Source organism: Acinetobacter sp. 1000160 (assembly GCF_000588715.1).
Taxonomy (GTDB): domain Bacteria; phylum Pseudomonadota; class Gammaproteobacteria; order Pseudomonadales; family Moraxellaceae; genus Acinetobacter; species Acinetobacter courvalinii.
Window position 1 is genome coordinate 626,739 of the sequence record NZ_JFWP02000001.1, and the last position, 24,531, is coordinate 651,269.

Genomic DNA, 24,531 nt, shown 5'->3' on the forward strand with positions numbered 1-24,531 from the left:
GCGGATTAAGCTTTACCGATAATGCCACGCGCCACAATTTCTTTCATGATTTCGTTGGTTCCACCATAAATACGCTGAATACGCGCATCAACGAAGAAACGTGAAATCGGGTATTCAGTCATATAACCATAACCACCAAATAACTGAAGCAAGTTATCTGCAACTTTCATTTGCATGTCAGTACTGAAGCTCTTCAATGCCGCAGCAGTTTCTACATCCAGTTTACCTTCGTTATATAGCTCAACGTTTTGGTTATAGAAAGCAGCAGTTGCCAACTCATCAATCTTCGCTTGTGCCAAGACAAAACGGGTATTCTGGAATTGTGAAATTGCCTGACCAAAGGCCTGACGCTCTTTGACATACGCCGTTGCCAATTCAATTGCACCACGAATTGCGCCTAAAGCAGTGGCAGCAATCGCAGTACGTTCACGTGGAAGCTCCTGCATCAAATAAGCAAACCCTTGCCCTGCCTGACCCAGTAATTGATCTTTCGGCACTTTGACATTATCAAAGAACAACTCTGAAGTATCTTGTGAATGCAAACCGATTTTGTCGAGGTTAGTGCCCTTTTTAAAGCCTTCCAGATGCGTATCCACCAGCATCAGTGACACACCTTTAGCACGTGCTTGAGGATCAGTTTTCACTGCAAGCACCACCAGATCAGCATGTTGACCGTTTGAAATAAAGGTTTTCGAGCCATTTAGCACATAGTGATCATCTTGCAAAATGGCACTGGTCCGCATCGCCTGTAAGTCTGAGCCAGCACCTGGTTCAGTCATGCCAATGGCACCCACCACTTCACCTGACACCATTTTTGGTAGCCAGTACTGTTTTTGTTCTTCTGTTGCAATGTGCTGGATATAAGGTGCAGCGATTTCAGAGTGGCATGAAATTGCAGTTGATAATGCACAGTAGCCCGCACGCGCCGACTCTTCGACCAACATGAGTGAATAATGGGTTGGCACACCATAACCACCGTATTCTTCCGGGACATCGACACACAAAAATCCATTTTCGCCCAATGCCGTCCATACTGAACGTGGCATGATGCCTTCGCGTTCCCATTGCTCATAATGCGGTGCGATCTGCTCGCTCATAAAGCGCTTAAAGTTATCACGGAAGAGTTCCAAATCTGCATCGTAAGCTAACATCATTATTTCCTTTCGCTTTCTTTGTTCTTAAAAATTCGTTCGCAGTCATGCTAATAACTTTTAGATAGGATGTCATGTCCCGTTTACATCAAATCACTAGACTGATTCGGTCAATAATTTTGTTTGCATCTTGGTTCTTTAAACCACAATTGCTTATTGATTAAACAGCTTGCTGGTTTTTTTATGCTACCTGACCCGATTTTATGTCATATTGATCTCATTCTCAGTGACAATCCTCAATACGGCCATGAACACAAAACGAAATATCTATAAAACTGCAGAACATCCATTTGCTCAATATGTTCGTATTTTGGGTAAAGGTAAAACCGGTTCACGTTCGCTGAGTTATGAAGAGGCCTATCACGCTTTTAGCATGATCTTGCAAGATGAAGTACTGGATGTGCAGTTGGGTGCATTCTTGATGTTGTTGCGTGTTAAAGAAGAATCCGTTGATGAACTGGCAGGTTTTGTTCAAGCCACGCGTGATCAACTCAACTTTCAGCCACTTGAGGTCGATCTGGACTGGTCGTCTTATGCAGGCAAACGTAAACACTATCCTTGGTTCTTATTGGCAGCACTCACTTTAGCGCATCATGGTTATAAAATTGTGATGCATGGTGCAGCGGGTCATACTATTAACCGTGTTTATACTGAGCAGGTTTTGCAGTACTTAGGCTATTCTATTTGCCAGAATCAACAGGATGTCCGTGAGCAACTTGAACAGCACAACTTTGCCTCCCTGCCACTGGAAGCAATTTCACCGATTTTAAGTGACCTGATTTCACTGCGAAATGTGATGGGACTGCGCTCTCCGATTCACACACTGGCACGCCTGATTAATCCATTTAATGCCAAAGCCACTTTACAAGCCATTTTCCACCCTGCTTATCGTAGTTCACATCAACAGACAGCGTTTCGTTTGGGTTATCAAAACAGTGCCGTGATTAAAGGTGAAGGTGGTGAGTTTGAACGTAATCCTGATGCCAAGACCTTGATTTGCGGGATTAAAAATGGTGGGTTGTACGAATACGAACTTCCAAAATTGACACCAGACCGTAGTCCGATTGAAGAAGAACTTGATCTGGCTGTGTTTAAAGCAGTCTGGCTGGGTGAGCAGACGCATGAATATGGTGAATTGGCAGTCGTTGAAACCATGGGAATTGCGTTGTATACCATGGGTGTAGTCAATAGCTATGATGAAGCGATGGATAAAGCCAAAACACTATGGGAAAAGCGTCTGAACTAAGTCAAAATGGCGATTTCAAGTAAAAGAAATCGCCATTCATTGAATAAAATATACAGACTATTTTATAAATTTTTCGATTCAAGGATTGAATCTCTCGTAATCACAATAGAATCAGCAATAACTTTACTTTTTTTGAAAAGCCCCCCAACAACAAGCCGGCACGAAAGATTATCTGTTAATAACCCCTCAATCTGCGTCTTCCTGAGGCAGGTATTCATGGATTCATCTTCACAGACTTTAAAAGAACCCGATGAAATATACCTCCCATGTTCAACATGCTCTTCATCAATCGAAACAGATCCGATGACGACATAATCTTGTATGGGCGTGCATTTAAAATGTGAATATTTATAGTTTCCCTGAATATAAAAATGGTGAAGGCTTCTTTCAGCCACCATATTAAATGTAAAAATATCACCACTCATCCCGCTGATTTGAGAAGCAGTTAATTTGTCTAAATGAACATGTTGAACAATTTCATCATCTCCTGCCATATATGGGTCACAGGCCGAAATGAATAAGCAAAGAAATAACGTTAAGTATTTTTTATTATTCTTCGTCATACAATTTGTAAGAACCTTCCAATTAACACTCAGAGTCGATTAATCACTAGTCTTATAAAAAATGCCCCGATCATCGGAGCATTCTAATCATTCAATTCATCTTAAACAAAACGAATCGGCTGAAATTCAGGTTCATTTTTGTGATGGTCGTCATCACACTCTTCACCATCTTTTTTGGTACCACGGTCAATATAACCACTGCGCTGTTCTTTTGGTAAATTTTCCATTTCCCAGGCATAAACGGCTTGCATACAGGTTTCACGCTGTTCTTTGGTGAGTGCAACGCCATTTGGCCATTTACCAATTTCAACAGCAGTACGAAGACGCTCAACAATTTCAGGATTTAAAATAGCGAGCATTTGTTCAATATTCATGAGTCATCCTGTTGAAAAGATTCAAAATCTTGATTCCACCCTAATTTGGTACGGCATGCCATATAAAAGTCATAACCTGGTGGATGTAATAAGCTTAGTTTAAACGGATGTTTGCGGATATGCACCGTGTCACCTACATTTAATGCAACACTATGTTGACCATCGGCACTCACCATCGGCAGAACACGATTTTCACGAATGGTAATCTTGATTTCACTTTGTCCACCCACCACGATCGGACGTGATGACAAGGTGTGCGGATGCATCGGCACCAGCGCGATCGCATCCATACTAGGATGCAGAATCGGCCCTCCGCCTGAAAGTGCATACGCCGTTGAGCCCGTTGGGGTTGAAACAATCAGACCATCACTGTGCTGACGATAAACATATTGCCCATCAATGTTCAGCTCGAAATCGATCATATGCACCGATTTACCTGAGTGTAACACCACATCATTCAATGCAATCGCATCATAAATGGTTTCACCATTGGTACGCACTTCCATTTCCAGTAAGAAACGGCGGTCCAGTTGAAACTGGCCTTGTAACACCTGATCCAGTTTAAAAATGGCTTCAGCTGGCTTAATATCGGTTAAAAAACCGAGTCTCCCCCGGTTAATGCCGAGCACAGGCGTACTATAGCGTACCAAAGCACGTGCAGCATGGAGCAATGAACCATCACCACCCACCACAATCACTAAATCAACGACTTCACCCAATAAGTTTCGGCTCACGGTCTGACCATGACTATAGGGGACAAGTTTTGCGGTTTCCTGATCAAAAACGGGGTTTAAACCTAAATTGATCAAATGATCATGAATTAAACATAACGTTTCTACTACAGAATACTTGTCTGGTCGTCCAATGAGACCAATATTTCGAAAGGATTTATGTGAAATTTGCACGAATAATTCAGCTCCGTCGCGGTTATCGACTATCATATCATTAACAACCTATGTTGCGTTGATGATTGATTAAAAAGTATAAAAATGTCTATCCGTTGCTTTTTTATACCTTTAATGTCAACACATGCTTAAACTTTTTATTGCATGTTGCTATTTATTCACAGTTTTATGATTGCAAAATGACAATAAGCTATCGCATCATTACCGTCATTGTTTTGGTTTTAACGCAAATCTATGAAGTTTGAACGTGGTATTGGTTTTCTAGCACTCATTTTCTCAATGTTAGTGATAGGTGTCTTTGTTGCCTTTAGTATCTATCTGATCCGATTGGATAATATTATTCGTGACAAGTTTGAAGGTCAGCGTTGGGACATCCCTGCCAAGGTGTTTGCTCGCCCATTGGAAATCTATGCCAATGCACCGATTACTCAGGATAATTTTACCCAAGAGTTAAAATTACTGGGATATAAGAATACGGCTAACTACGACAAGTCGGGTAGCTATGTGGTTCAGGGCAACCAGATGTATGTGCATACCCGTGGTTTCGACTACGGTGATAGTACTGAGCCTGAACAGGTGCTGGAACTGGCCTTTGCCAATGGCGAAGTCAGTGAAGTGCGCTCTACCAAACCCTCAAATACAGGGATTGCTCGCTTAGAACCTTTATTGATCGGTGGTATCTATCCGCAACATAATGAAGACCGCGTTCTCATTAAACTGAATAAAGTACCTAAAACCCTGATCGAAGCCTTGATCTCGACGGAAGATCGTAACTTCTATCACCATCATGGTCTTTCGATCCGTGGTACTGCACGTGCTGTCGTCAGTAATGTAACAGGTGGACGTCGCCAAGGGGGTTCAACCTTAACCCAGCAATTGGTCAAGAACTTCTATTTATCACCGGAAAAGACACTGAAACGTAAGGTCAATGAAGCCCTCATGGCGCTATTGATTGAATTACATTACAGCAAAGACGAGATTCTGGAAGCTTACTTAAATGAAGTGAACTTAGGTCAAAATGGTAGCTATTCGATTAATGGTTACGGTTTGGCATCACAATTTTACTTCGGTCTACCATTGCGTGAACTGAATATTTCCCAACAGGCCTTTCTGGTTGGTCTGGTTCAAGGCCCTTCTTTGTATAATCCTTGGCGTAATCCAGAATCAGCGAAAAAACGCCGTGATGTTGTCTTAAACAACATGAAAGTGATGGGCTATTTGACTGATGCTGAATATGAAGATGAAATTGCCCGTCCATTAAATGTGGTCAGCAAGCCAACCTTAGGCCCTGCTAAATTCCCTGATTTCCTGGATATTGTGCGTCGTCAACTTCGTACCGAATATCAGGAGAGTGATATTACCAATCAAGGACTGAGAATTTTCACAACCCTTGATCCAATCGCACAGACTCAGGTACAGAACGCATTTAAGAGTACCGTCAGCCGTTTAGCCAATGCCAACCCGGGCCGTTTAAGAAACCTGCAAGGTGCGGTACTGGTTGCCCATCCTGAAAATGGTGAACTGGTTGCAGCCGTAGGTTCAACTCAGGACTTTACCGGTTTTAACCGGGCTCTTGATGCCAAACGTCAAGTCGGTTCTTTGCTTAAACCGATCATTTACCTGAATGCAATCGAATCAGGCCGATACACCTGGGCCAGCCCGATTGAAGACAGTGCCGTCAATATTCCAATTGATGGTGATAAAAGCTGGACCCCGAAAAACTACAGCGGTGGTGAGCATGGTGTTGTACCAATGCAACAAGCTCTAGCCAACTCATACAACTTATCCACTGTCCGTTTAGGCAATGAATTTGGTTTATCTGCGTTCAGCAATAAATTAAGACAGTTTGGTGTGACTTCAGATATTCCGGCCTACCCTTCGATCTATCTGGGCGCAGTGAATATGTCACCGATGGAAGTCTTGAGCATCTATAGCAACTTCGCGACAGGTGGCTTTAAATATCCGCCTCGCTCGATCCGTACGGTGGTGGATGCCAAAGGGCATTTACTTGAACGTTATGGCTTAAATGTACAACAGACCATTGACCCTGCTGCAGCCTATATCCTGAACTTTGGCTTACAACAAGTAATGCGTTCTGGTACCGGTCGCTCTGCCTATAACAGCTTGCCTGAATCATTAAATCTGGCGGGTAAATCAGGTACTACCAATGACACCCGCGATTCATGGTTTGCAGGTTATTCGGGTAATCATGTTGCAGTGGTGTGGCTAGGTCTCGATGACAATAAAGTCACAGGTTTAACTGGTTCATCAGGTGCACTTCCTGTCTGGACCAATGTGATGAAACAACTTCGTCAAGAGCCTGTTAATCTGCGTCAGACCGATAACGTGCAATGGCAATGGATTGATAGCGCCAGCGGTGATTTATCTGCGCAAGGCTGTGATGGCGCAATGTATATTCCTTTAATGCGCCAAACTGTGCCACGTCGTGCCACGCTGTGTGGCCAGTCTCATTATGAAGTGGAACCGACCTATATTCCACAAACAGATGAAACACAGGGTGATCAGCAGGACGATAGCATTGGTAACTATATTCGTGAAAGTGAAAATCAGATGGATACAGACTTATCCAATCGTAGCCCGGCACGTGTGATTTCCAGCGGTAGTTATAACGGTAACGGTGAGAACTAAGCCTCAAAAGGATAATTGAACATGATGAAGAAAACAGCAGTTATTATTGGAATGCTTATACTGGCGGGTTGTACCACGGCACCTGAAAAGGCGCCAAGCAAGACCACGCCAACTCACCCACCGAAAAAGGAAAGCCAATCCTCTTCCGGAGTGAAAATCACGCCTTATGATCAAAAAGAGATTAAGCGTCAAAGCGTTCCTGTGGTTGTGCCGCAACAAAAGGTGCAGCAAAAGTTTAATGATGGTAGCCAACTGCCGGCATTTAAAACCTTGATGCAAAAAACCCAGGTCGCTTATAAACAGCAACAACTGGCAGAAGCTGAACGTTATGCCCTTCAGGCACAACGTATCGCGCCACAGGCCACGGAAACCTATTTGTATCTGGCTATGATTGCCGATCAACGTAAAGAATATGCCAATGCAGAAGCATTGGCCCGCCGTGGCTTAAGTTATGCGCAAAGCAATGCCATGAAAAATCAATTGTGGTTAATTATTCTGAAAGCCAGTGAAGCCCGCAATCATTCGGTGAAGGCTCAAGAAGCGCGTAGAGCCCTTCAGGCACTTTAATCCTAGTCAATTGCACTAAACTGACGAATCCCGGCAAGCCCATAAGCATGATGCTTTTGGGCTTGTTTTAATTCAGCAGGTGCAACCCCCCCTAAGGCAAACACAGGAATATCACTGGTTCGGGCGAGTTCTTCAAAACCCTCCCAGCCCAATTCTTTCGCATCAGGATGCGTTTCAGTGGCCTGTACCGGACTTAATAACACCGCATCACAACCAATATGATGGGCATGTTGCAAAGAGACCGCATCATGACAAGCTGCGATAAAGCGCTTCCCAACGACCAAGCCAGCTTTACTGAAACTCATCAATTGTGATTGCTTCAAGTGAATGGTTGGAATCTTATCGCGCAATTCAGCATCCAGTTGCTGCCACAGATCGACATTGATCATCAATTTCTGCAATTGCGCATCGCTCAAGCTTAAAAGCTGCGACTGGATCTGATCAATATCAGCAGCATCAGTACGCCAATATAAGAGCGCCTGTTGTTGCGGCAAGGCATCAATTTGATCACTGATCTTGATGAGATGAGGCCAGATCAAACGTTGTAAAATGGCATCATTGGCTTTTGGAAAATTTAACTCAGCCAGTTGCTCACGTTTGTACCAGCCCCACGGTTGATGAATCAGTTCGAGCAATTCATCGGGCACATAGGCATGAAACAAATGCAGATTCACAATAATGTCGTCATATTCATGACGGATCACATCAAAAACATGCCAGTCCTTTAAACCGATGCCTACTTCTTCATAAATCTCACGGCGGCAAGCCTGCTCTGGTGTTTCACCGGCTTCAACTTTTCCACCAGGAAACTCATGTTTATTGCCCTGATGCTGGCTGGCCTGTCGCCAGCCGACCAATACTTTGGTTTTGTGTAATAAAATTGCGATTGCGACATCAACTGTAGCTTTGGTCATAACAGACTAAAATCTCTCATCTTTTATCCCGATTTTAAGGCGTTTAAACACGAATTCACATCACCAAAAACAAAATTAATCACTGATTTTGTAAATTGTTAAAATTTCCGTTGACAGGTCTATTCGATAATGATTATCATTTAAAACGTTAAAGAACACACCACGGAGCATAACAAATGAACGCACCATTCAACCTATTTACTCGTAGTACAGATGCAGCCCAATCATTGCCAATGTTGCATTCAAACAATCTTTTTGCCTTGGGACGCGAAATCCGCATTATGCATGCGGGTGAAGAATACCGTTTACGTCTAACGCGTAATAATCGCCTGATTTTAACGAAGTAATATAATAACAACCGCATAATAATAAACGTGGGAATAAGCAGTATGTCAGCGCATGCTGCTTTTTTTTATGTTGCTTATGAGAAAATTTATACAGGCAGCTGAATACTCACCTTGAGTCCGCCATAGCAGGATTGGGAAAACTTGATTTTGCCCTGATGCAATTCAACAATTTTTTTACAAATCGACAGACCTAATCCCGAACCTTGGGTTTTAGTTCCTAAGGCACGATAAAAACGCTCACCTAAACGTTCCAGAATTTCAACATCCACGCCTTGCCCTTCATTTTCGATCACAAGTTCTATTGCATCTTGTTGCTGCTTCAAACTGATATAAATCTGTCCGTGCTCAAGGCTATAGCGGATCGCATTATCAATTATGTTGCGGATACAGGTAAATATCAGTTGTTGATTAGCATGCAACATCTTGGGCTGCGTTGAGACATCCAGCTGTATTTGAATCTGCTTTTCCTGCACAAATAATGCCAAGACTTGCATTGCCTCTTGTATTACCGTATTTAGGTCAAACTGAGTTTTCGGCAGATTATTGGCATGCTCAGGATCGAGACGCGCCAACAGCAGTAAATTTTCCAGCGTTTGAATGCCGCGATTGACATCTTGCTGCATCTGGACAAAATCACCCGCCCGTTCAGGATACTTACGTTGTAACAACTGCAATCGAAGCTGAATTGCAGACAAAGGCGAACGCAATTCATGGGAGGCATCCGCAGTAAAACGCTGTTCTGCATGCAAGGATTGTTCGAGGCGCTGTAACAGGCGATTGAGCTGACCCAGCATGGGCTGTAACTCTTTCAGCTCTACCTCTCCAGTTGATATCGGGCTTAAATCATCTGCATTCTTTGCTGAGATTTCTGAAGATAACTGATGCATTACTTTAAATTGTCGTTTAATCAGGAAATGCAACATGATCCATTGCATCAGCCATACCAGCAGCAAGATCAAGGTATAACCTGCGAAATGATTCAGCAAATCTTTAAAACGTTCGCCTAGGGGTTGTAGAAGCAATACCTGCATAGGCGCATGCTCATCTTCGCCCGCATAACTCCGCCATAACTGACCTTCTTGCCAAATCAGGCCAAAGTTACCCTGCTTGGCTGCAATCAAGCTGTGATGCTGTGGATCAAGCTGAAAATCTGTGGATTGGGTCAACACCTGCTGCGAATTGCGCAACTGGTATTGGATATCAAATTCATCACTCAGTTCATCAATCTGCTGTCCTGAGGATTGGGTTAAGTCGGTTATCTGCAACATATCTGAAATCTCGTCCATGATCTCATCTTGCATCTGCATGGTTTGATACACCGAAATTGCCGCGAACAAAAGTAAGGCCACACATCCAGCAATGATTGAACTGATTAATGAAGTTTTAACCAGTCTGGTTTGTAATGACACGACTTTCATCCTATTCACCCTGATGCATGCGATAGCCTAAACCGCGAATGGTCTTGATATATTGCCCGCCAATCTTTTTACGAATCTGATAGATAAACACCTCGATGGCATTACTTTCAATTTCATCACCCCATGCATACAGGGATTCTTCCAGTTGCTCCCGTGTCACAATATGTTCAGGTTGCTGCATCAGCTTATATAGAATCTGAAACTCTTTGGCCGTAAGATTCACCGCTTTCCCCTCCTGAATCAGGGTCTTGGCTTGGGGATCAAGTTGTAAATTGGCAAAATAAAGATATTGGCTGGCTTGGGCTTGATGTTGACGCAATTGGGAACGAACCCGGGCAGATAATTCTTCCAGATTAAATGGCTTGACCAGATAGTCATTGGCCCCCAAATCCAGCCCCTCTACCCGATCATGAATGTGGTCTTTGGCAGTAATAAAAATCACCGGGGTTTTGCTATTTTGCCGGCGAATGCTTTTAAGAATTTCATCTCCTGACGCTTGCGGTAAGCCCCGATCCAGCAGAATACAGTCGTATTGATGCTGTTCGACTGCCAGAATCGCATGATCGCCACGTTCCACCCAGTCAACACTATAACCGTCCATTTCCAGCCAGGCCTTGATACTTTCCGCCTGTGAGGCATCATCTTCAGCCAATAAAATTCGCATTTAATCGCGCACCAAGTTGATCTTTCACATGATTTTAAAATAAATCATCAACAAAAAACCACATGATGATCATGTGGTTTTTTTATATTGATTCATCAATCTTTAGAATTGAACCTGATCGACATCTACTTCAACACGTTTCGCTGGCTTATAGTCGATGTCGATTTCACCAATTAAGGTCACTGGTGTTTTTGCTGATACGGGCTTACCTTGCCACAAGTCATCATCAATATCGACCGTCATTGAACCCGTCTGGTCGCTAAACTGATATTTCTCATCACCCGTTGCTTTGACCACATAACCTTTCAATTTGACTAGGGTATCATCTTTCAGGGTCAAAGCCTGTTTGACTGTGGTGATTTGAGTCGGCGCCAATGCTTGCTGATTTACCGCGGTGGTATTGGCTACAGCAAAAGTAGTTGCACCAACCAAGCCAGCAACGACTGCACATTTAGATAATACATTCATCTTGTTTCCCCTCATCGTGGTTTCATCATTTCGATGCAGTCATTAAAACAAACCAAGATGAGGTGAATCTGAAGATGATGCTGTATGTTAATTTAATGGTACCACGCGCAATACTTCTTCTAAGGTGGTTACGCCTTCAATCACTTTACGTGCACCCGCGATCCGCAAAGGCTCAACGCCTTCTTTTTTCGCTTGTGCTTTTAAATCATTGAGTGTGCCATGCGCACTAATCAGTGACTTGAGCTCCAGACTAACCGGCATAAATTCGTAAATCCCGACTCGGCCCTTATAGCCGGTGTGGCGGCAAGCTTCACATCCCACAGCTTTATACATGCTGGTCGGCATGTCCATCATATAATCAAAGGTCAGATGTTCCCACTCTTGCTCATGAATTGGCGTTTCCTGTTTACAATGCGGACAAAGGCGACGAACCAGACGTTGGGCCAGAACACCGAGAATTGTGGCAGCCGTGAGGAATGGCTGCACGCCTAGATCATGTAAACGCGTCAAACTGGACGGTGCATCATTGGTATGTAAAGTAGATAATACCAGATGCCCTGTTAATGCAGCCTGAATCGCCATATTTGCGGTGTCATGGTCTCGGATCTCACCGACCATGATAATGTCAGGATCTTGACGCATTAAGGCACGAACGCCATCTGCAAAGCCTAATTCAATGTTTGGATTGACCTGCATCTGGTTAAAACTCGGCTCCAGCATTTCAATCGGGTCTTCAATGGTACAGACATTGACCTGTTCGGTGGCCAGCTGCTTTAAAGATGAATACAGCGTGGTGGTCTTACCTGAACCTGTTGGTCCTGTGACCAAAATGATGCCATGACTATGTTGCGTCAGCTGCTGCCAGCTCTGCAATAAATGCCCTTCAAAACCCAGTTGCTGGAAACTCCGCACCAATACTTCCGGATCGAAAATACGCATCACCAGCTTTTCACCAAAAGCGGTCGGCAAAGTCGAAAGACGTAATTCAGTTTCCTGTCCTTTCGGGGTACGGGTTTTTAAGCGTCCATCCTGTGGTTTACGCTTTTCCGCCACATTCATGCGGCCAAGAATCTTGATACGGGAAATTACTGCGGTCAGTGTATTGGCAGGCATGTTATAGATGGTATGCAGCACTCCATCAATACGAAAGCGTACCTTACCTTTGTCTTTACGTGGTTCCAGATGAATATCACTGGCACCTTGCTCAAACGCAAATTGCAGCACCCAGTCCACCAGTTTGACAATATGCTGGTCATTGGCATCAGGATTCTGGGTATCGCCTAACTGTAATAAAGCCTCAACGCCTTTATTTTCGCGGTCATAGATACTGGCATTTTGTGAGGAACTGACTGCTCGACTGACCTGATAGTACTCAACAATATAACGTTGAAGCTGTTCAGGATTGAGCAAAACTTTTTCAATCTTTTTAGGTGCCAGACTCCGTTCCAGATTATTCAACCATTCGCTGATAAAGGGTTGATCGGTGCCAATCAGAATCCGGTCTGCATGTACTTCTACCGCCAAAATATGATTTCTGGCGGCAAATTCTTGTGACATGACGCTGGTTAACGCCGCAACATCGGCTTTAAGTGGATCAATGATAAATAAGGGAAGATCAGCTTTCTCAGCCAGCCATTGACACAAACGATTCAACGATAAGGTACTACCGGCATTCAGCTGGTCTTTGAGACTGAAATTGGCAATCCACTGCAAAGGATGCCATTTCAACTGATCCTTTTGCCGATGTGTGGTCTGTACCAGCAGTTTGTCCCGTTCCGTGATACGGCCATCCTGCACCAATTGTTCCAGACACCAGGTCACATCGATCGAAAAAGAAAAGTTTGCGAATTTTGCCTGAGCTTGCATCACCGTTGATTCCCCAAATTTTTAACGAAATTTATATTTTTAAAGTTTTAACTTTGTTCCACTGCAACAATGGTGACATCCTGTTCACCCACCGTGAAACGTACATTCAATACTGCAAAGCGCATTCCATACACACGTTCAGCATCATTTTGATAGGCAGGTCGAGGATCTAAAGATAACACTTGTTCAAGTTCATCGAATATCTTTTTATCCAAAATCCCCTGCTTTAATAACTGCTGTTGTTGCTGTTGTGCATTTTCCAACCAAACCACCGTTTTACGCTGTGGCTGCTCTTGGGCATAACCACTGACCGCCTCAGTCACCGCATCCGAATATTGAATATACGGCTTGATATCTAAAATCGGGGTACCATCCAGCAAATCACTGCCCGTGACATAGACCCGTACTGCTTTGCCATGCTTTTCAACGCGTAAAAACTGTACTACCGATAAACCAATCGGAGATGGGCGATACATGCTTCGGGTCGCAAACACCCCTATTTTCTGGTTTCCTCCCAGCCTAGGCGGTCGTACTTGTGCACGAAATTTAGGCATTTGATTCAAGGCGTTATCTGAATTTTTATTCTCATGAAACTGCCATAGCAGCCATAAGTGGCTAAAATCTTCAATGCCTTCAAATGCCAGAATATCGCTATAAGCCGTCGTCATCTCTATATATGACTCGACCTGCACCAGATTTGGCTGGCGCGGGATACCGAATTTCTCACGATAAGGCGAACACATATGACCAATGATTGGCATCACTACTGAACTGTTCATCACTTTTTCTTATAAACACAATTAAATATATTCAGTTTATCGAGAATGATTTTAGATTAGAATAGCGATCTGTTTCTTTTAACTGTGATCGAGACCTTTAATGGCTGCTTTTAACGTTGAACGCATTACTCATGTTCACCACTGGAATGACACACTTTTCAGTTTTAAAACTACACGCGACGTCAGCTTACGTTTTAAAAATGGTCAGTTTGTAATGATCGGCCTTGAAGTGAATGGTAAGCCTTTAATGCGTGCTTATTCGATCGCCAGTGCGAATTATGAAGAAGAACTTGAATTCTTCTCTATTAAAGTACAAGACGGTCCATTAACTTCTATTTTACAAAAAGTACAAGTGGGCGACGAAATCCTGATTTCTAAAAAGCCTACAGGCACTTTGGTACACGACGATTTACTACCAGGTAAAAATTTATATCTGTTATCTTCTGGTACCGGCCTTGCCCCATTCCTTTCTTTGCTTCGTGACCCGGAAACTTACGAGAAGTTTGAAAAAGTGATTATGGTGCATGGTACACGTTATGTGTCTGAACTTGCCTACCAAGATTTAATCTTGAATGAACTTCCGAATCATGAATTCTTTGAAGAGTTAGGCATCAAAGACAAGTTGATCTACTACCCGACTGTGACACGTGAACCGTTCCACACCCAAGGTCGTGTAACTACGGCAATTGAGACTGGCGAACTGTTTGAAAAAATTGGTTTACCACGTTTTAACCGTGAAACTGACCGTGCCATGCTCTGTGGTAGCCCGGCGTTCCTGAAAGACGTCGCTGCGCTGCTCGATCAACACGGTTTGGTTGAATCACCACGTATGGGCGTGATGGGCGATTATGTGATTGAACGCGCATTCGTTGAAAAATAATATTGCTCTATAAAAAGAACCGAGGATAAATCCTCGGTTTTTTATTTTAAGTTTTATAAAAATGTAATTTTATTTATCTAAAGGTTATTATTTAGCATAACTACAATAATAAGTTTTTATGCTGCATCTAAATGGATTAATCGCTCGATATAATACCAGCACTCTTCGATCTGGGCATGATCTTTATTTACTTTTGCATATGAGGTCATCCCGTCCAGAATATTAATATACATTGCTGTTAATACATGAGGCTGATAAACCTGTGCCTTTACAAACAAGTCTTCTACCAATGCCATTAACCACTCACGATATTCCATGATTGGACGAATAATGGAAGGATACTGTTGTAAAATTTCTAATGAAGCTTTTTGAAACATACAACCATGAAAATCATCTGAATTAAACCAGCCGAGATGCCAAAAATAGACGGCTTTAATTTTACCTAAATAATCATCTGCTGCTTTCAGGCTAATTTCGTTTTCGATAGACGCCTGGATACTTTTATTCCTTCGCGACAGACACTCTTCAATCAGGTTCTCTTTAGAAGGAAAGTATTTGTAGAACGTCATTTTGGCAACGCCCGACTCACTGATAATTCGATCCACACCCACAGAGCTGTAGTTATGACGGTTAAAAAGGTCTAGAGCCGTTACAATGATATCTTCTTTTTTTGACATTTTATTATCCTTTTAGAATTCTATCAAAAAACTTAACATATTATTAAGACATAGTTTACATGCTGGAAATTTCTGGCCACTATGTATATTTATCTTATTTTAAGAGCAGTATAGAAAAGTCATACTTTCTTTATTGTTCCTGTTATAGGGTATGAAAAAAACGGCTGCTACACAAGATGATTTGTAAAAAAATCTTTCTATTTTTTAAATAAAAAAATATACCGTGAATTACTTCACCTTTTATTTACAGTTAAGTTAAATAATAAGCTTTCTTGCGATTTTTTAGCCGCTTTAATAAATTGATTTCACAAAAAAATAATTTTATATTTAAATCATCCAATAAAAAGATGTTTGGCTGAAACAATAGTTATATTCATAATCAGCCAAAGAAAATCTAACTAAATAATTGGAAAAGCAATAATATTATTAATTCATCGAGTACAAGACTATGCCAAAAAAATTTGAAAACTTTAACAACCCGAGACAGAAAGCTATTGAAGGCATGAAAAATAGTATTTCTGCGGATCTATGGAACAAGAACCTGGATTTTCTGAACAAACTAAGAGCAGAAATTTCAAATCATCCTGTTTCAAGACATCCTGCCATTCAACTTTTAAATGACGGTGTAATTGACAAAGAAACTTTAAAACATATTCATCTTGAATATCGCCATGCCATTGTTCAGGTATTTACCGATGCCTTATTGATGGCTCAATTCCAGACCAAGCAGTTAGAACCACGTTTATTGTCCGGTTCCAAAATGTTCCCGCGCTTTTTATTGAACCTGAACATTCTGGACGAATTTGGTTTCCGTCCAGGTCTGGATCAGGAAGGTTATTATTCCGGCAATCCTGAATATGCACATTATCCATTATTTGAAGATGTGCTCAATGACTTTGATTTGAGCCAGTCTGAACGTAATGACTATCAACCTTCACTGATTGCACAACGGGTACGTCATTATCTGGAAAATTCGTTTAACAGCTATCAGGCAGTTTCAGCTTTGCTCGCCGTTGCAGAAGAAGAAGTGATTTTATTCAGTCCTGCGCTACGTCAGGCCACCAAAGCGGTCGGTTTTGATGTAGATAGTGGTTATTACTATGTCCATGGTGTTTCACATGATGCGACTGCCGAAGCGGCTGATGACGACCATGAAGATGATTTATGGTTTGTACTGGCACAGGCCTGCGTTGAATCTGAATACGATTCAATCCGTCAAATCTGTCTTGAATACTGTGATTTATGGGAACAGTTCTGGGATGAACAAATTGCTTACTACGGAACCTTCAAAAAACTGGCCTAATTTTCTCAGGAAAAGCCATTTCTAATTTTGGAAATGGCTCCCTTTATTTTTATTATTTTTCAAATGTTTATTTCTTTAAACCTGTATCTATAGATGAGAAAAAAGTGCTTTTTAAAATAAACCTCGATAAATTACGATATAATTCAACTTTATTTCCCTTCCCCATGCCCTGCGATGTTCTCTCAATTCGATATCAATTTAGTGGTGCTGCTGGTCTTATTAGGTTGCGGTATCTTTAGTCAAAACACGGCCGTCACTGTAGCAGCAGCGTGTCTGATCCTGGTCAAACTGACTCCTTTAAACCAGTTTTTTCCTTATATTCAGAATCATGGATTGAATATTGGTATTATTATTCTCACCATTGGCGTACTTGCACCGATTGCCAGTGGCAAGATCAGTGGCGAAAGCATTCTTAAATCATTTATCAGTATCAAATCTCTGGCGGCAATTGCCGTTGGCCTGCTGGTGGCATGGTTGGGCGGACGAGGCGTTAAATTAATGAGTAATCAACCTGATGTGGTTGCCGGACTTCTGATCGGTACAGTAGCAGGTGTCGCCTTGTTAAGAGGGGTTCCAGTTGGCCCACTGATTGCTGCTGGGATTTTGTCGCTACTGATCGGGAAATCTTAACGCGTATTACATCTGCATAATCACCTCATAAAAGTAAAGGGAGCGCATGGCTACCTTTATCATAAAAAGAACTTGAATTAATTTTCATAATACACGGCACGCATCTTGGAAAACTTTTCCAGTTGCTTGATAAAGCCTTCAAAATAGTTCTTCTCTTTATCCTCGACCCGATAACCCGCATACAATGTACGTCTGAGACCTTCCGAGGCGACACAATCCAGACGGCGGCTGACTACCCAGCCTTTTTGCTCATATTCATTGACCACCCAATCCGGCAATGCCGCAATACCGCGTCCACTTGCCACCAGCTGGATCAGCATTTGAGTCAGATCTGTAGTGCGGATGTGCTTCGGGTAAACATTGGCAGGAATAAACAGATGCGCCATGATATCCAGGCGATGTTTATCAACCGGATATGTAATCAGGGTTTCTTCTGCCAGATCCTGCACGCTCACCTGCTCGGCACGTGCCAAAGGATGTGTGCTAGAAAGAACCAAGCGTGATTCATATTTGAAAATTGGGAAATACTCAATTCCCTTCAATGCAATCGGATCTGCCGTGATCAATAGATCAAACTCGGCATTTTGCAACAGTTCGTGAGGATTCGACTCGAAACCCGCGGCAAAGTCCAGATCTACATCCGGATACTGATGACGATACTGATTCAATAACGGCATCAACCAGTCAAAACAACTGTGACATTCTGAAGAGAAGATAATCCGCCCCGTCTGGCCGTGCACGATACGGGTAATATCAGTCTGTGCGATCTGAACTTGCGGCAATACATCATCTGCCAGTTTAAGTAGACGTTCCCCAACATTGGAGAAGCTGACAGGACGACTACGGCGATTCACCACTTCTACCCCGTACCAATGATCAAGTTCCTTTAACTGGTGAGAAATTGCAGACGGCGTCAGGCATAAATCGGTCGCGGCAGCCACGAGTGAGCCATGTTCTCTTAGCGCAAGTAATGTTTTTAAATGACGGAGTTCTAGCACAACAAAAACCAAAATTGAATTTATTTCATCTTAACATAAAATTAATTAGCAAGCCTCAACTTAAGTTTGATTTCCATATTTTTCTGATACGTGAGGTTTTCTCATTAAAAGAAGCGATATTTTTTAACAAAACTCTACAACCTCATCTCAACAGAAAAGTTCTTTGATAATCGTATCTGTTTTTACGCTTTAAAAATTTTTCAGCTTGAACTGAGAATATTTCAGTTAATTCAAACGTTTTGCCAATTTAAAACTTTTACAATATCAAATTATTTTTATAGACCATGTCGCCTATGACCCGTCAAAGTCAAAAGACGCTTGAACGCCAAAAACTAAGCTTACCGGAAGGACATGACAAGTTACTGCTGCACTCATGCTGCGCACCATGTTCCGGTGAAGTTATGGAAACCCTGATTGAATCAGGTATCGACTTTTCGATCTTTTTTTATAATCCAAATATCCATCCGGTGAAGGAATACCTCATTCGTAAGGAAGAAAATATTCGCTTTGCCGAAAAACACAATATTCCGTTTATCGACTGCGATTACGATACCGATAACTGGTTTGCACGTGCCAAAGGCATGGAAAATGAACCTGAGAAAGGTATACGCTGCACCATGTGCTTTGATATGCGTTTTGAACGGACCGCCCTTTATGCCTATGAACACGGTTTTAGCCTGATCAGCAGTTCGCTGGGGATTTCGCGCTGGAAAAATATGCAGCAGATTAATGACTGTGGTGTGCGTGCTGCCGCGCATTATCCGGACATTCAATATTGGGATTATAACTGGCGCAAACATGGCGGTGCAGTGCGTATGCTGCAAATCAGCAAACGTGAAGAGTTTTATCAACAAGAATATTGCGGCTGCGTCTATTCACTCAGAGATACCAATCGCTGGCGTATGAGCAATGGCCGTGACCGGATTCAACTGGGTGTGAAATTTTATAGTAACGCCATGGATGATGAATCCAGTCAATAACAATGCAGTTGAAATAAAAAGGCTAATTCAACAGAATTAGCCTTTTGACATTTTAATGTACAGCTACACTGATAATGCTATAGAACTGATTGCTCGGCTTTTGTTTCACATCCACCGTTTCACTGACTTCAATCAAGTATTCCGCTGCTTTTGGAAATAACAGTTCAGCACTGCCATCCGCTGCCGTTTTCAAGCTGATTCCTTGCTTATCGGTTGCTCCTTTAGCACGAATCACCACTTCAGCATTGGCTAAAGCCTTATTGGCCTTCGATACTTTAATTTTTACCGCCTGATTGGCTTTTAATTCATTTGGATGGGTGAAGAACTCCACCTGAATCGGCGCTGTGCTGGCCTGAACGGGTGTATGTTTCTCCTTACTGACGTAAGTCAATAATGTCCATTCGCGCGTGATTTCAACTGGTTTGATATTCTTAGTGTTTAGATCGGCAGGAATCACAAAATCGCGCTCAGCTTTTGCAGGCGCTTTATCGGCCGGCATATCAAAAAACATCTTCCATTGTTTTTGATCTTGCACGTATTTCAATGGATATGAAGCTTTGGTTTGCACCAGATAAGTCCCTGCTTCAGGCAGTTTCAAATCAAATACGGTCGCTGAGTCCAGTTTAGTATTTGCTTGAATGGTGGTTTTGGTATTGTTCGGCGCAGTGATCTCAAATTTTGCATCTTTCAGGGCATATTCGCTATTTAGGGCTTCCTCTGCATAACCGGAAATAATCGCGACCTGAGTCTGCTCGGTCTGATAAGCAATCGGTGCCACATAGGGTTCATGTGCAGCGCTATACCCAGAAACAAGTAGCAATGAACTGATTAATAATTTTTTCACTTTTCCACCCCGAAAGTTGTCATTTAAAATGTATGACCTGCAGTATACACAAATGTAAATAATTATCATTAATATTATTATGATCATCCATTAATTTCACACCCTCTGCTGGCTATTTATATTGCAATACCTCCATTTTTTACGGTTTCAGTAGCACCGACACCGGTTACCAAGTCTTTACAAAATATGTCGTGATTGTTCAGAAGCCAGTGAAGCTTAACCCTATGCTTATTATTCGTGTTCTAACGATGGATTCATAATAATGAAGAAACTTTTTATTTTAACCACCCTCCTGCTTCCTTTAGCCCTCAGCGCCTGTAATGATGATTCCAAAGCCCAGCAAGGTTCTCAAAATAGCAGTGATACCCAGCAACAACAAACTGAGCGTAATAAATCACTGGTCACCAGCTACTATGAAGGTGTATTTAAGGACAAAAAAGTTCGAGAGTTCTCTGAACGTTATATCGCGGAAAATTATATTCAACACAACCCCTATGTAGCCGATGGCAGACAACCCTTTAATGATTTTTTCGAGAAACGCCTGGCAGATAATCCAGAAGCGCAATACAACATTTTACGCACCATTGCCGAAAATGATCTGGTGCTATTACAGGTCAAGGGTAAACTAAATGCAGATACGCCGACCAATGCCGGTTTCGATCTGTATCGGGTTGAGAATGGCATCATTGTAGAGCACTGGGATGTCAATCAGGCTGTCCCAGAGAATGACCGAACCAAAGCCAATCCGGAAGTAATGTTTGATGGCCGCAATAAAACGAATTTGTCGCCTGCAGAAACCGCTGCCAATAAACAGCTGGTCACGGCTTTTGTCAAAGGTGCCTTTGAACAACATCAGGTCAGGGAGTTTTCCGACCGTTATCTTGCCGATCATTATATCCAGCATAATCCTTGGATTGGAGATGGTAAAGAGCCCTTTGTGACCTTCTTTGAGCAGCTCTTCCAAAATGATCCGGCAGCTCAATACGAAGTCAAACGGGTCATTGCTGAAGGTGATCTGGTGGCGGTGCACCTCCGCAGCAAGCAAAGTAATAAGCCAGAAAATGCGGGCTTTGATATTTTCCGGGTAGAAAATGGCAAAATCGTAGAACATTGGGATACCAATCAGTCGGTTCCAGAAAACAGTGCCAATAGTAATACCATGTTCTAAGTCTCACCCACGCCACAACGCGATAACTCAGGATAAAGCTCATTTTTACAATGGGCTTTCTTTAGGTATTATTTCTCTACGCCGCTACAATAGCTACCCTATTCATGCCGCACCTAGCTTTTATGCCGTGCCTCCCTAATTTTATTTGAAAATTCCACTTTCCTCTCTATCGGTTTTGACAGAGGTATGAAAAAATAATCCCTGCTCCAGATATTATTTTTTAGCGACACATGACCTCTCCAAGTTCTCCCACACCCGTGGTGTCAACACCACCCCACTATTCCTTATTTCTGGTAATTTTCTCACTCGCCGTCGGTAGTTTCTGTATTGGAACAACTGAATTTGTGGCAATGGGACTAATTCAGGAAATCGCCACTGATTTAAATGTCAGTGTCCCGCATGCAGGCTATTTTATTAGTGCTTATGCATTGGGCGTGATGGTCGGCGCGCCGATTATTGCTATCCTCGGCGCTAAAGTTCCACGTAAGAGCTTATTGCTGGGCCTGATGCTGTTTTATGGTCTGGCCAATGCAGCGACAGCGTTTGCCACAACACCAGAAACCATGCTGGTATCCCGCTTTATTGCCGGTTTTCCGCACGGGGCTTACTTTGGTGTAGCGGCACTGGTTGCAGCTGAACTGGCAGGCAAACAACGCCGTGCCACGGCGATTGCACAAGTGATGATGGGTTTAACCATTGCCAATGTGATTGGTGTACCCATTGCCACATGGTTGGGGCAACAATTTGGCTGGAAAGCAGGCTTTGAATTTTCTGCCGTGATTGCCTTTATTACCCTGATTGGGGTCAGTTTATTTGTTCCGAATATTCCATTGCAAAAAACCGCCAGTATCAAAGCGGAACTGGCAGGTTTAAAGAATATCAATATGTGGCTGACCCTTGCGGTTGGCGCCATTGGTTTTGGTGGCATGTTCTCGGTGTATAGCTATGTTTCTCCGATTCTCACCGAATATACCCACGCCAATATCAGTGTCGTGCCAATTGCTTTAGCGATTTGGGGCATAGGCATGGTCATCGGTGGCTTGGTGGCCGGCTGGCTGGCCGATAAAAACCTGTTTAAAACCATTATCGGGATTCTGATCAGCTCCGCGCTCGCCTTTGTGGCGGCCAGCTTTATGATGTCTCATCTGTATACCGCGATTGCAGCCTTATTCCTGATTGGTTTTACCGTAATTGGTCTCGGTGGTGCCTTACAGACCCATCTCATGGACATTGCGGGCGACGCACAAACGCTGGCAGCTTCCCTCAACCATTCGGCATTTAACTTAGCCAATGCTCTGGGTGCTTTCCTGGGTGGATGGGTTTTGAGTCATAATATGGGCTGGTTAGCACCGATCTGGGTCGGCTTTGTCTTAAGTCTAGGTGGTTTAGCGATTTTATTGATTGCCTTGGCTTATGCCCGCTATTCACAGAACAATGAATCTGCTGTGTCTTAACAGCAGATTCCGCTATTGATATTAATGCATTAATTTCACAATCTGTCGATCATGCCATTTTGATAAGAGTAACAAGGCCGTGATCGACCCGATCAGGGCAAAAAACATATCCGATTGTGTATCCCACTCATCCCCTTGTGTTCCAATGAATTCTTCTGCACCCTGTCCCAATAACAATGCAGCAGCCCATTCAATCAGCTCATAACTGGCACTGATTGCCAGTACAATACAGATCACAATGAAACTGAGCATTTTGCCTTTGCTTAAAATATGATTGCGAATCAGGATTTCACGCGCAACCATAGCAGGTACAAAGCCCTGCATAAAATGCCCGATCTTGTCATAAGGATTGCGGTCCAGCCCTAACCATTGTGCCATCTCAAAACCCAACGGTACACGCGCATAGCTGCGCGCGCCACCGACAATCAATACAATGGCATGCAAGAAAATAAGCCCATATAACAACGGACTGAGCGGAAAAGCTTTATGTGTCGCATACAATATCGGTATCACAATCAATACCGGTGTGACTTCAAGCCACCATGTGGTCCGGTCAAAAGGCTGAATCCCAGAAATGACCAATAAAGAGATTAAAATCGCGGTGCCCAAATACAGTAAAGAAATACGCATCATCTTATAAGGCCGTGTTTATTTCCCACTATCATATAAAAAACCCGAAGCAAGCGCTTCGGGTTTGTTGTTATCACGCTGACAGACTGGATTTTACTTCACCGCATCGGCAACTTCTTTCAGCATGGCTTTCATCCCATCCAGACCATTGTTCATCAAATACCAGTTACTCGAATCCAGATAGACAATGTTGCCGTTTTTAGCCGCTTTAGACTGGTTAATGATCTGGTTATTTAACACCTGTTTTGCACCTTGCTGATTTTCAGTAATGGCTGCTCCACGGTCAATCACAAACAGGTAATCAGGATTTTTCTGGGCAATAAACTCATGTGACACCGCCATACCATGCAATCCCACCTTGATTGAAGGATCTGCTGGGGTAAAACCATAGAGGTCATGAATATTACCAAAGCGCGAACCTGGGCCATAGGCCGCAATCTTGCTGTTATTGACCAGAACCACCAACGCGGTTTTACCTTTGGTCTTGGCTTTTAAGGCTGCGATCTCTTTTTCTAAAGTTTGCAATTGTTGCTTCGCTTCAGGCTTTTTTCCCACCATTTCAGCAATATTCAAGGTTTGCTGTTTAAACGAATTGAACTGGTCGTTATAATCCACATCAACAAAGTAAGTCGGCGCAATCTGCTTGATCTGACCGACCAGATTTTCCATGCGTCCACTCATCAGAATCAGTTCAGGCTGACTGGCTGCAATCTTTTCCAGATTTGGCTCTTTCACCGTCCCTACATCCAGATATTTACCTTCACTGAAATTTTGCAAGACTTTCGGTAACGGCGTACCTTTTGGCAAGGCCACCACCTTATCATCCGCACCCAAGGCATGAATGGTATTTAAAGCACTGGTATCCAGTACAGCAATACGGGACACATTCGTAGGAATGCTAATCTGACCAGCTTTGCTGTTAAAACTTAAGGTATCCTGTGTAGCTGCAGTATGACTGTCCTGATTTGCCGAAGGTGTACTGGAATTACCACATGCAGCCAAAGCTACACTTAACATCATGACTGGCAATGTTTTTTTGAAAAGCATAACAAGCTC

At 42.8% G+C, this 24,531-nt stretch carries 25 protein-coding genes; 10 read left to right on the forward strand and 15 right to left on the reverse strand.

Translation table 11 applies throughout. The features are described from left to right. Nucleotides 1–5: 5 nt before the first annotated feature. Nucleotides 6–1,151, reverse strand: a complete 1,146-nt coding sequence (locus tag J699_RS15315) for an acyl-CoA dehydrogenase family protein (protein ID WP_032869363.1) — start codon at nt 1,149–1,151, stop codon at nt 6–8. 247 nt (nt 1,152–1,398) lie between these two features. Here J699_RS15315 and J699_RS15310 point away from each other — a divergent pair, with 247 nt between their 5' ends. Beyond that, complete coding sequence (locus J699_RS15310; protein WP_032882698.1) at nt 1,399–2,397, forward strand: glycosyl transferase family protein; 999 nt, start codon at nt 1,399–1,401, stop codon at nt 2,395–2,397. Nucleotides 2,398–2,459: 62 nt separating this feature from the next. On the opposite strand, the gene J699_RS15305 is transcribed toward J699_RS15310, so the two are convergent. The 3 genes from J699_RS15305 to J699_RS15295 all read right to left on the reverse strand — a co-directional run bounded on the left by J699_RS15305 (nt 2,460) and on the right by J699_RS15295 (nt 4,239). Beyond that, complete coding sequence (locus J699_RS15305; RefSeq protein ID WP_032869359.1) at nt 2,460–2,960, reverse strand: hypothetical protein; 501 nt, start codon at nt 2,958–2,960, stop codon at nt 2,460–2,462. Between the two features lie 101 nt (nt 2,961–3,061). Beyond that, entirely contained in the window at nt 3,062–3,334 is a 273-nt protein-coding gene (locus J699_RS15300) for a YeaC family protein (RefSeq protein ID WP_032869357.1), read from the reverse strand. Next, entirely contained in the window at nt 3,331–4,239 is a 909-nt protein-coding gene (locus J699_RS15295; RefSeq protein ID WP_032869750.1) for an NAD(+) kinase, read from the reverse strand. The genes J699_RS15300 and J699_RS15295 overlap by 4 nt, the downstream gene beginning before the upstream one ends. A 234-nt stretch (nt 4,240–4,473) precedes the next feature. On the opposite strand from J699_RS15295, the gene mrcB reads away from it, so the two are divergent. Together mrcB and J699_RS15285 are read left to right on the forward strand one after the other, a co-directional pair. Continuing rightward, complete coding sequence (gene mrcB / locus J699_RS15290; protein WP_005230907.1) at nt 4,474–6,888, forward strand: penicillin-binding protein 1B; 2,415 nt, start codon at nt 4,474–4,476, stop codon at nt 6,886–6,888. Between the two features lie 21 nt (nt 6,889–6,909). After that, a complete protein-coding gene (locus J699_RS15285) occupies nt 6,910–7,455 on the forward strand; it encodes a tetratricopeptide repeat protein (protein WP_032869355.1) in 546 nt (181 codons plus the stop codon). 2 nt (nt 7,456–7,457) lie between these two features. Here the strand turns inward: J699_RS15285 and J699_RS15280 are convergent, their stop codons facing one another. Further along, nucleotides 7,458–8,369 carry an NUDIX domain-containing protein gene (locus tag J699_RS15280; RefSeq protein WP_032869352.1) on the reverse strand — a complete coding sequence of 304 codons (912 nt, stop codon included), beginning with the start codon at nt 8,367–8,369 and terminating at the stop codon, nt 7,458–7,460. Between the two features lie 176 nt (nt 8,370–8,545). Between J699_RS15280 and hemP the strand changes: the two genes are divergently transcribed. Further along, complete coding sequence (hemP, locus tag J699_RS15275; protein WP_004661888.1) at nt 8,546–8,716, forward strand: hemin uptake protein HemP; 171 nt, start codon at nt 8,546–8,548, stop codon at nt 8,714–8,716. Nucleotides 8,717–8,802: 86 nt separating this feature from the next. Here hemP and J699_RS15270 read toward each other — a convergent pair whose 3' ends face one another. From J699_RS15270 to tsaA, 5 genes are all read right to left on the reverse strand, one after another. Further along, the gene (locus J699_RS15270; protein WP_032869349.1) at nt 8,803–10,134 is read right to left on the reverse strand and encodes a sensor histidine kinase; all 1,332 of its coding nucleotides are present in this window, start codon (nt 10,132–10,134) and stop codon (nt 8,803–8,805) included. A 1-nt stretch (nt 10,135) separates the two neighbouring features. Continuing rightward, complete coding sequence (locus tag J699_RS15265; protein ID WP_032869348.1) at nt 10,136–10,798, reverse strand: response regulator transcription factor; 663 nt, start codon at nt 10,796–10,798, stop codon at nt 10,136–10,138. Nucleotides 10,799–10,900: 102 nt separating this feature from the next. Next, nucleotides 10,901–11,266, reverse strand: a complete 366-nt coding sequence (locus J699_RS15260; protein WP_032869346.1) for a NirD/YgiW/YdeI family stress tolerance protein — start codon at nt 11,264–11,266, stop codon at nt 10,901–10,903. Between the two features lie 87 nt (nt 11,267–11,353). Next, the gene (locus tag J699_RS15255; protein ID WP_032869344.1) at nt 11,354–13,132 is read right to left on the reverse strand and encodes a GspE/PulE family protein; all 1,779 of its coding nucleotides are present in this window, start codon (nt 13,130–13,132) and stop codon (nt 11,354–11,356) included. A 47-nt stretch (nt 13,133–13,179) separates the two neighbouring features. Further along, nucleotides 13,180–13,893, reverse strand: coding sequence for a tRNA (N6-threonylcarbamoyladenosine(37)-N6)-methyltransferase TrmO (tsaA, locus tag J699_RS15250; protein ID WP_171070869.1), 714 nt, complete (start codon nt 13,891–13,893; stop codon nt 13,180–13,182). Nucleotides 13,894–14,011: 118 nt separating this feature from the next. On the opposite strand from tsaA, the gene J699_RS15245 reads away from it, so the two are divergent. Beyond that, nucleotides 14,012–14,791 carry a ferredoxin--NADP reductase gene (locus J699_RS15245; RefSeq protein WP_004772583.1) on the forward strand — a complete coding sequence of 260 codons (780 nt, stop codon included), beginning with the start codon at nt 14,012–14,014 and terminating at the stop codon, nt 14,789–14,791. Nucleotides 14,792–14,907: 116 nt separating this feature from the next. Here the strand turns inward: J699_RS15245 and J699_RS15240 are convergent, their stop codons facing one another. Continuing rightward, a complete protein-coding gene (locus J699_RS15240) occupies nt 14,908–15,468 on the reverse strand; it encodes a TetR/AcrR family transcriptional regulator (protein ID WP_005230921.1) in 561 nt (186 codons plus the stop codon). 448 nt (nt 15,469–15,916) lie between these two features. Between J699_RS15240 and J699_RS15235 the strand changes: the two genes are divergently transcribed. Next, nucleotides 15,917–16,771, forward strand: a complete 855-nt coding sequence (locus J699_RS15235) for a hypothetical protein (RefSeq protein WP_005230923.1) — start codon at nt 15,917–15,919, stop codon at nt 16,769–16,771. A gap of 174 nt (nt 16,772–16,945) precedes the next feature. Next, the gene (locus tag J699_RS15230) at nt 16,946–17,401 is read left to right on the forward strand and encodes a DUF441 domain-containing protein (RefSeq protein ID WP_004772587.1); all 456 of its coding nucleotides are present in this window, start codon (nt 16,946–16,948) and stop codon (nt 17,399–17,401) included. Nucleotides 17,402–17,478: 77 nt separating this feature from the next. Here J699_RS15230 and J699_RS15225 read toward each other — a convergent pair whose 3' ends face one another. Next, complete coding sequence (locus tag J699_RS15225; RefSeq protein ID WP_032869748.1) at nt 17,479–18,399, reverse strand: LysR family transcriptional regulator; 921 nt, start codon at nt 18,397–18,399, stop codon at nt 17,479–17,481. Between the two features lie 284 nt (nt 18,400–18,683). On the opposite strand from J699_RS15225, the gene J699_RS15220 reads away from it, so the two are divergent. Next, complete coding sequence (locus J699_RS15220) at nt 18,684–19,379, forward strand: epoxyqueuosine reductase QueH (RefSeq protein WP_032869340.1); 696 nt, start codon at nt 18,684–18,686, stop codon at nt 19,377–19,379. Between the two features lie 52 nt (nt 19,380–19,431). Here J699_RS15220 and J699_RS15215 read toward each other — a convergent pair whose 3' ends face one another. Then, nucleotides 19,432–20,223: a DUF4198 domain-containing protein gene (locus J699_RS15215; protein WP_032869338.1), complete on the reverse strand. Its 792-nt coding sequence runs from the start codon at nt 20,221–20,223 to the stop codon at nt 19,432–19,434. Between the two features lie 262 nt (nt 20,224–20,485). Between J699_RS15215 and J699_RS15210 the strand changes: the two genes are divergently transcribed. Further along, nucleotides 20,486–21,391: a nuclear transport factor 2 family protein gene (locus tag J699_RS15210; protein WP_032869336.1), complete on the forward strand. Its 906-nt coding sequence runs from the start codon at nt 20,486–20,488 to the stop codon at nt 21,389–21,391. Nucleotides 21,392–21,621: 230 nt separating this feature from the next. Next, entirely contained in the window at nt 21,622–22,845 is a 1,224-nt protein-coding gene (locus J699_RS15205) for an MFS transporter (RefSeq protein WP_032869334.1), read from the forward strand. Between the two features lie 21 nt (nt 22,846–22,866). Here the strand turns inward: J699_RS15205 and J699_RS15200 are convergent, their stop codons facing one another. Both J699_RS15200 and J699_RS15195 read right to left on the reverse strand, forming a co-directional pair. Continuing rightward, nucleotides 22,867–23,475: a DUF2238 domain-containing protein gene (locus J699_RS15200; protein WP_032882707.1), complete on the reverse strand. Its 609-nt coding sequence runs from the start codon at nt 23,473–23,475 to the stop codon at nt 22,867–22,869. A gap of 93 nt (nt 23,476–23,568) precedes the next feature. Then, nucleotides 23,569–24,522 carry a siderophore ABC transporter substrate-binding protein gene (locus J699_RS15195; protein WP_032869330.1) on the reverse strand — a complete coding sequence of 318 codons (954 nt, stop codon included), beginning with the start codon at nt 24,520–24,522 and terminating at the stop codon, nt 23,569–23,571. Nucleotides 24,523–24,531: the final 9 nt, after the last annotated feature.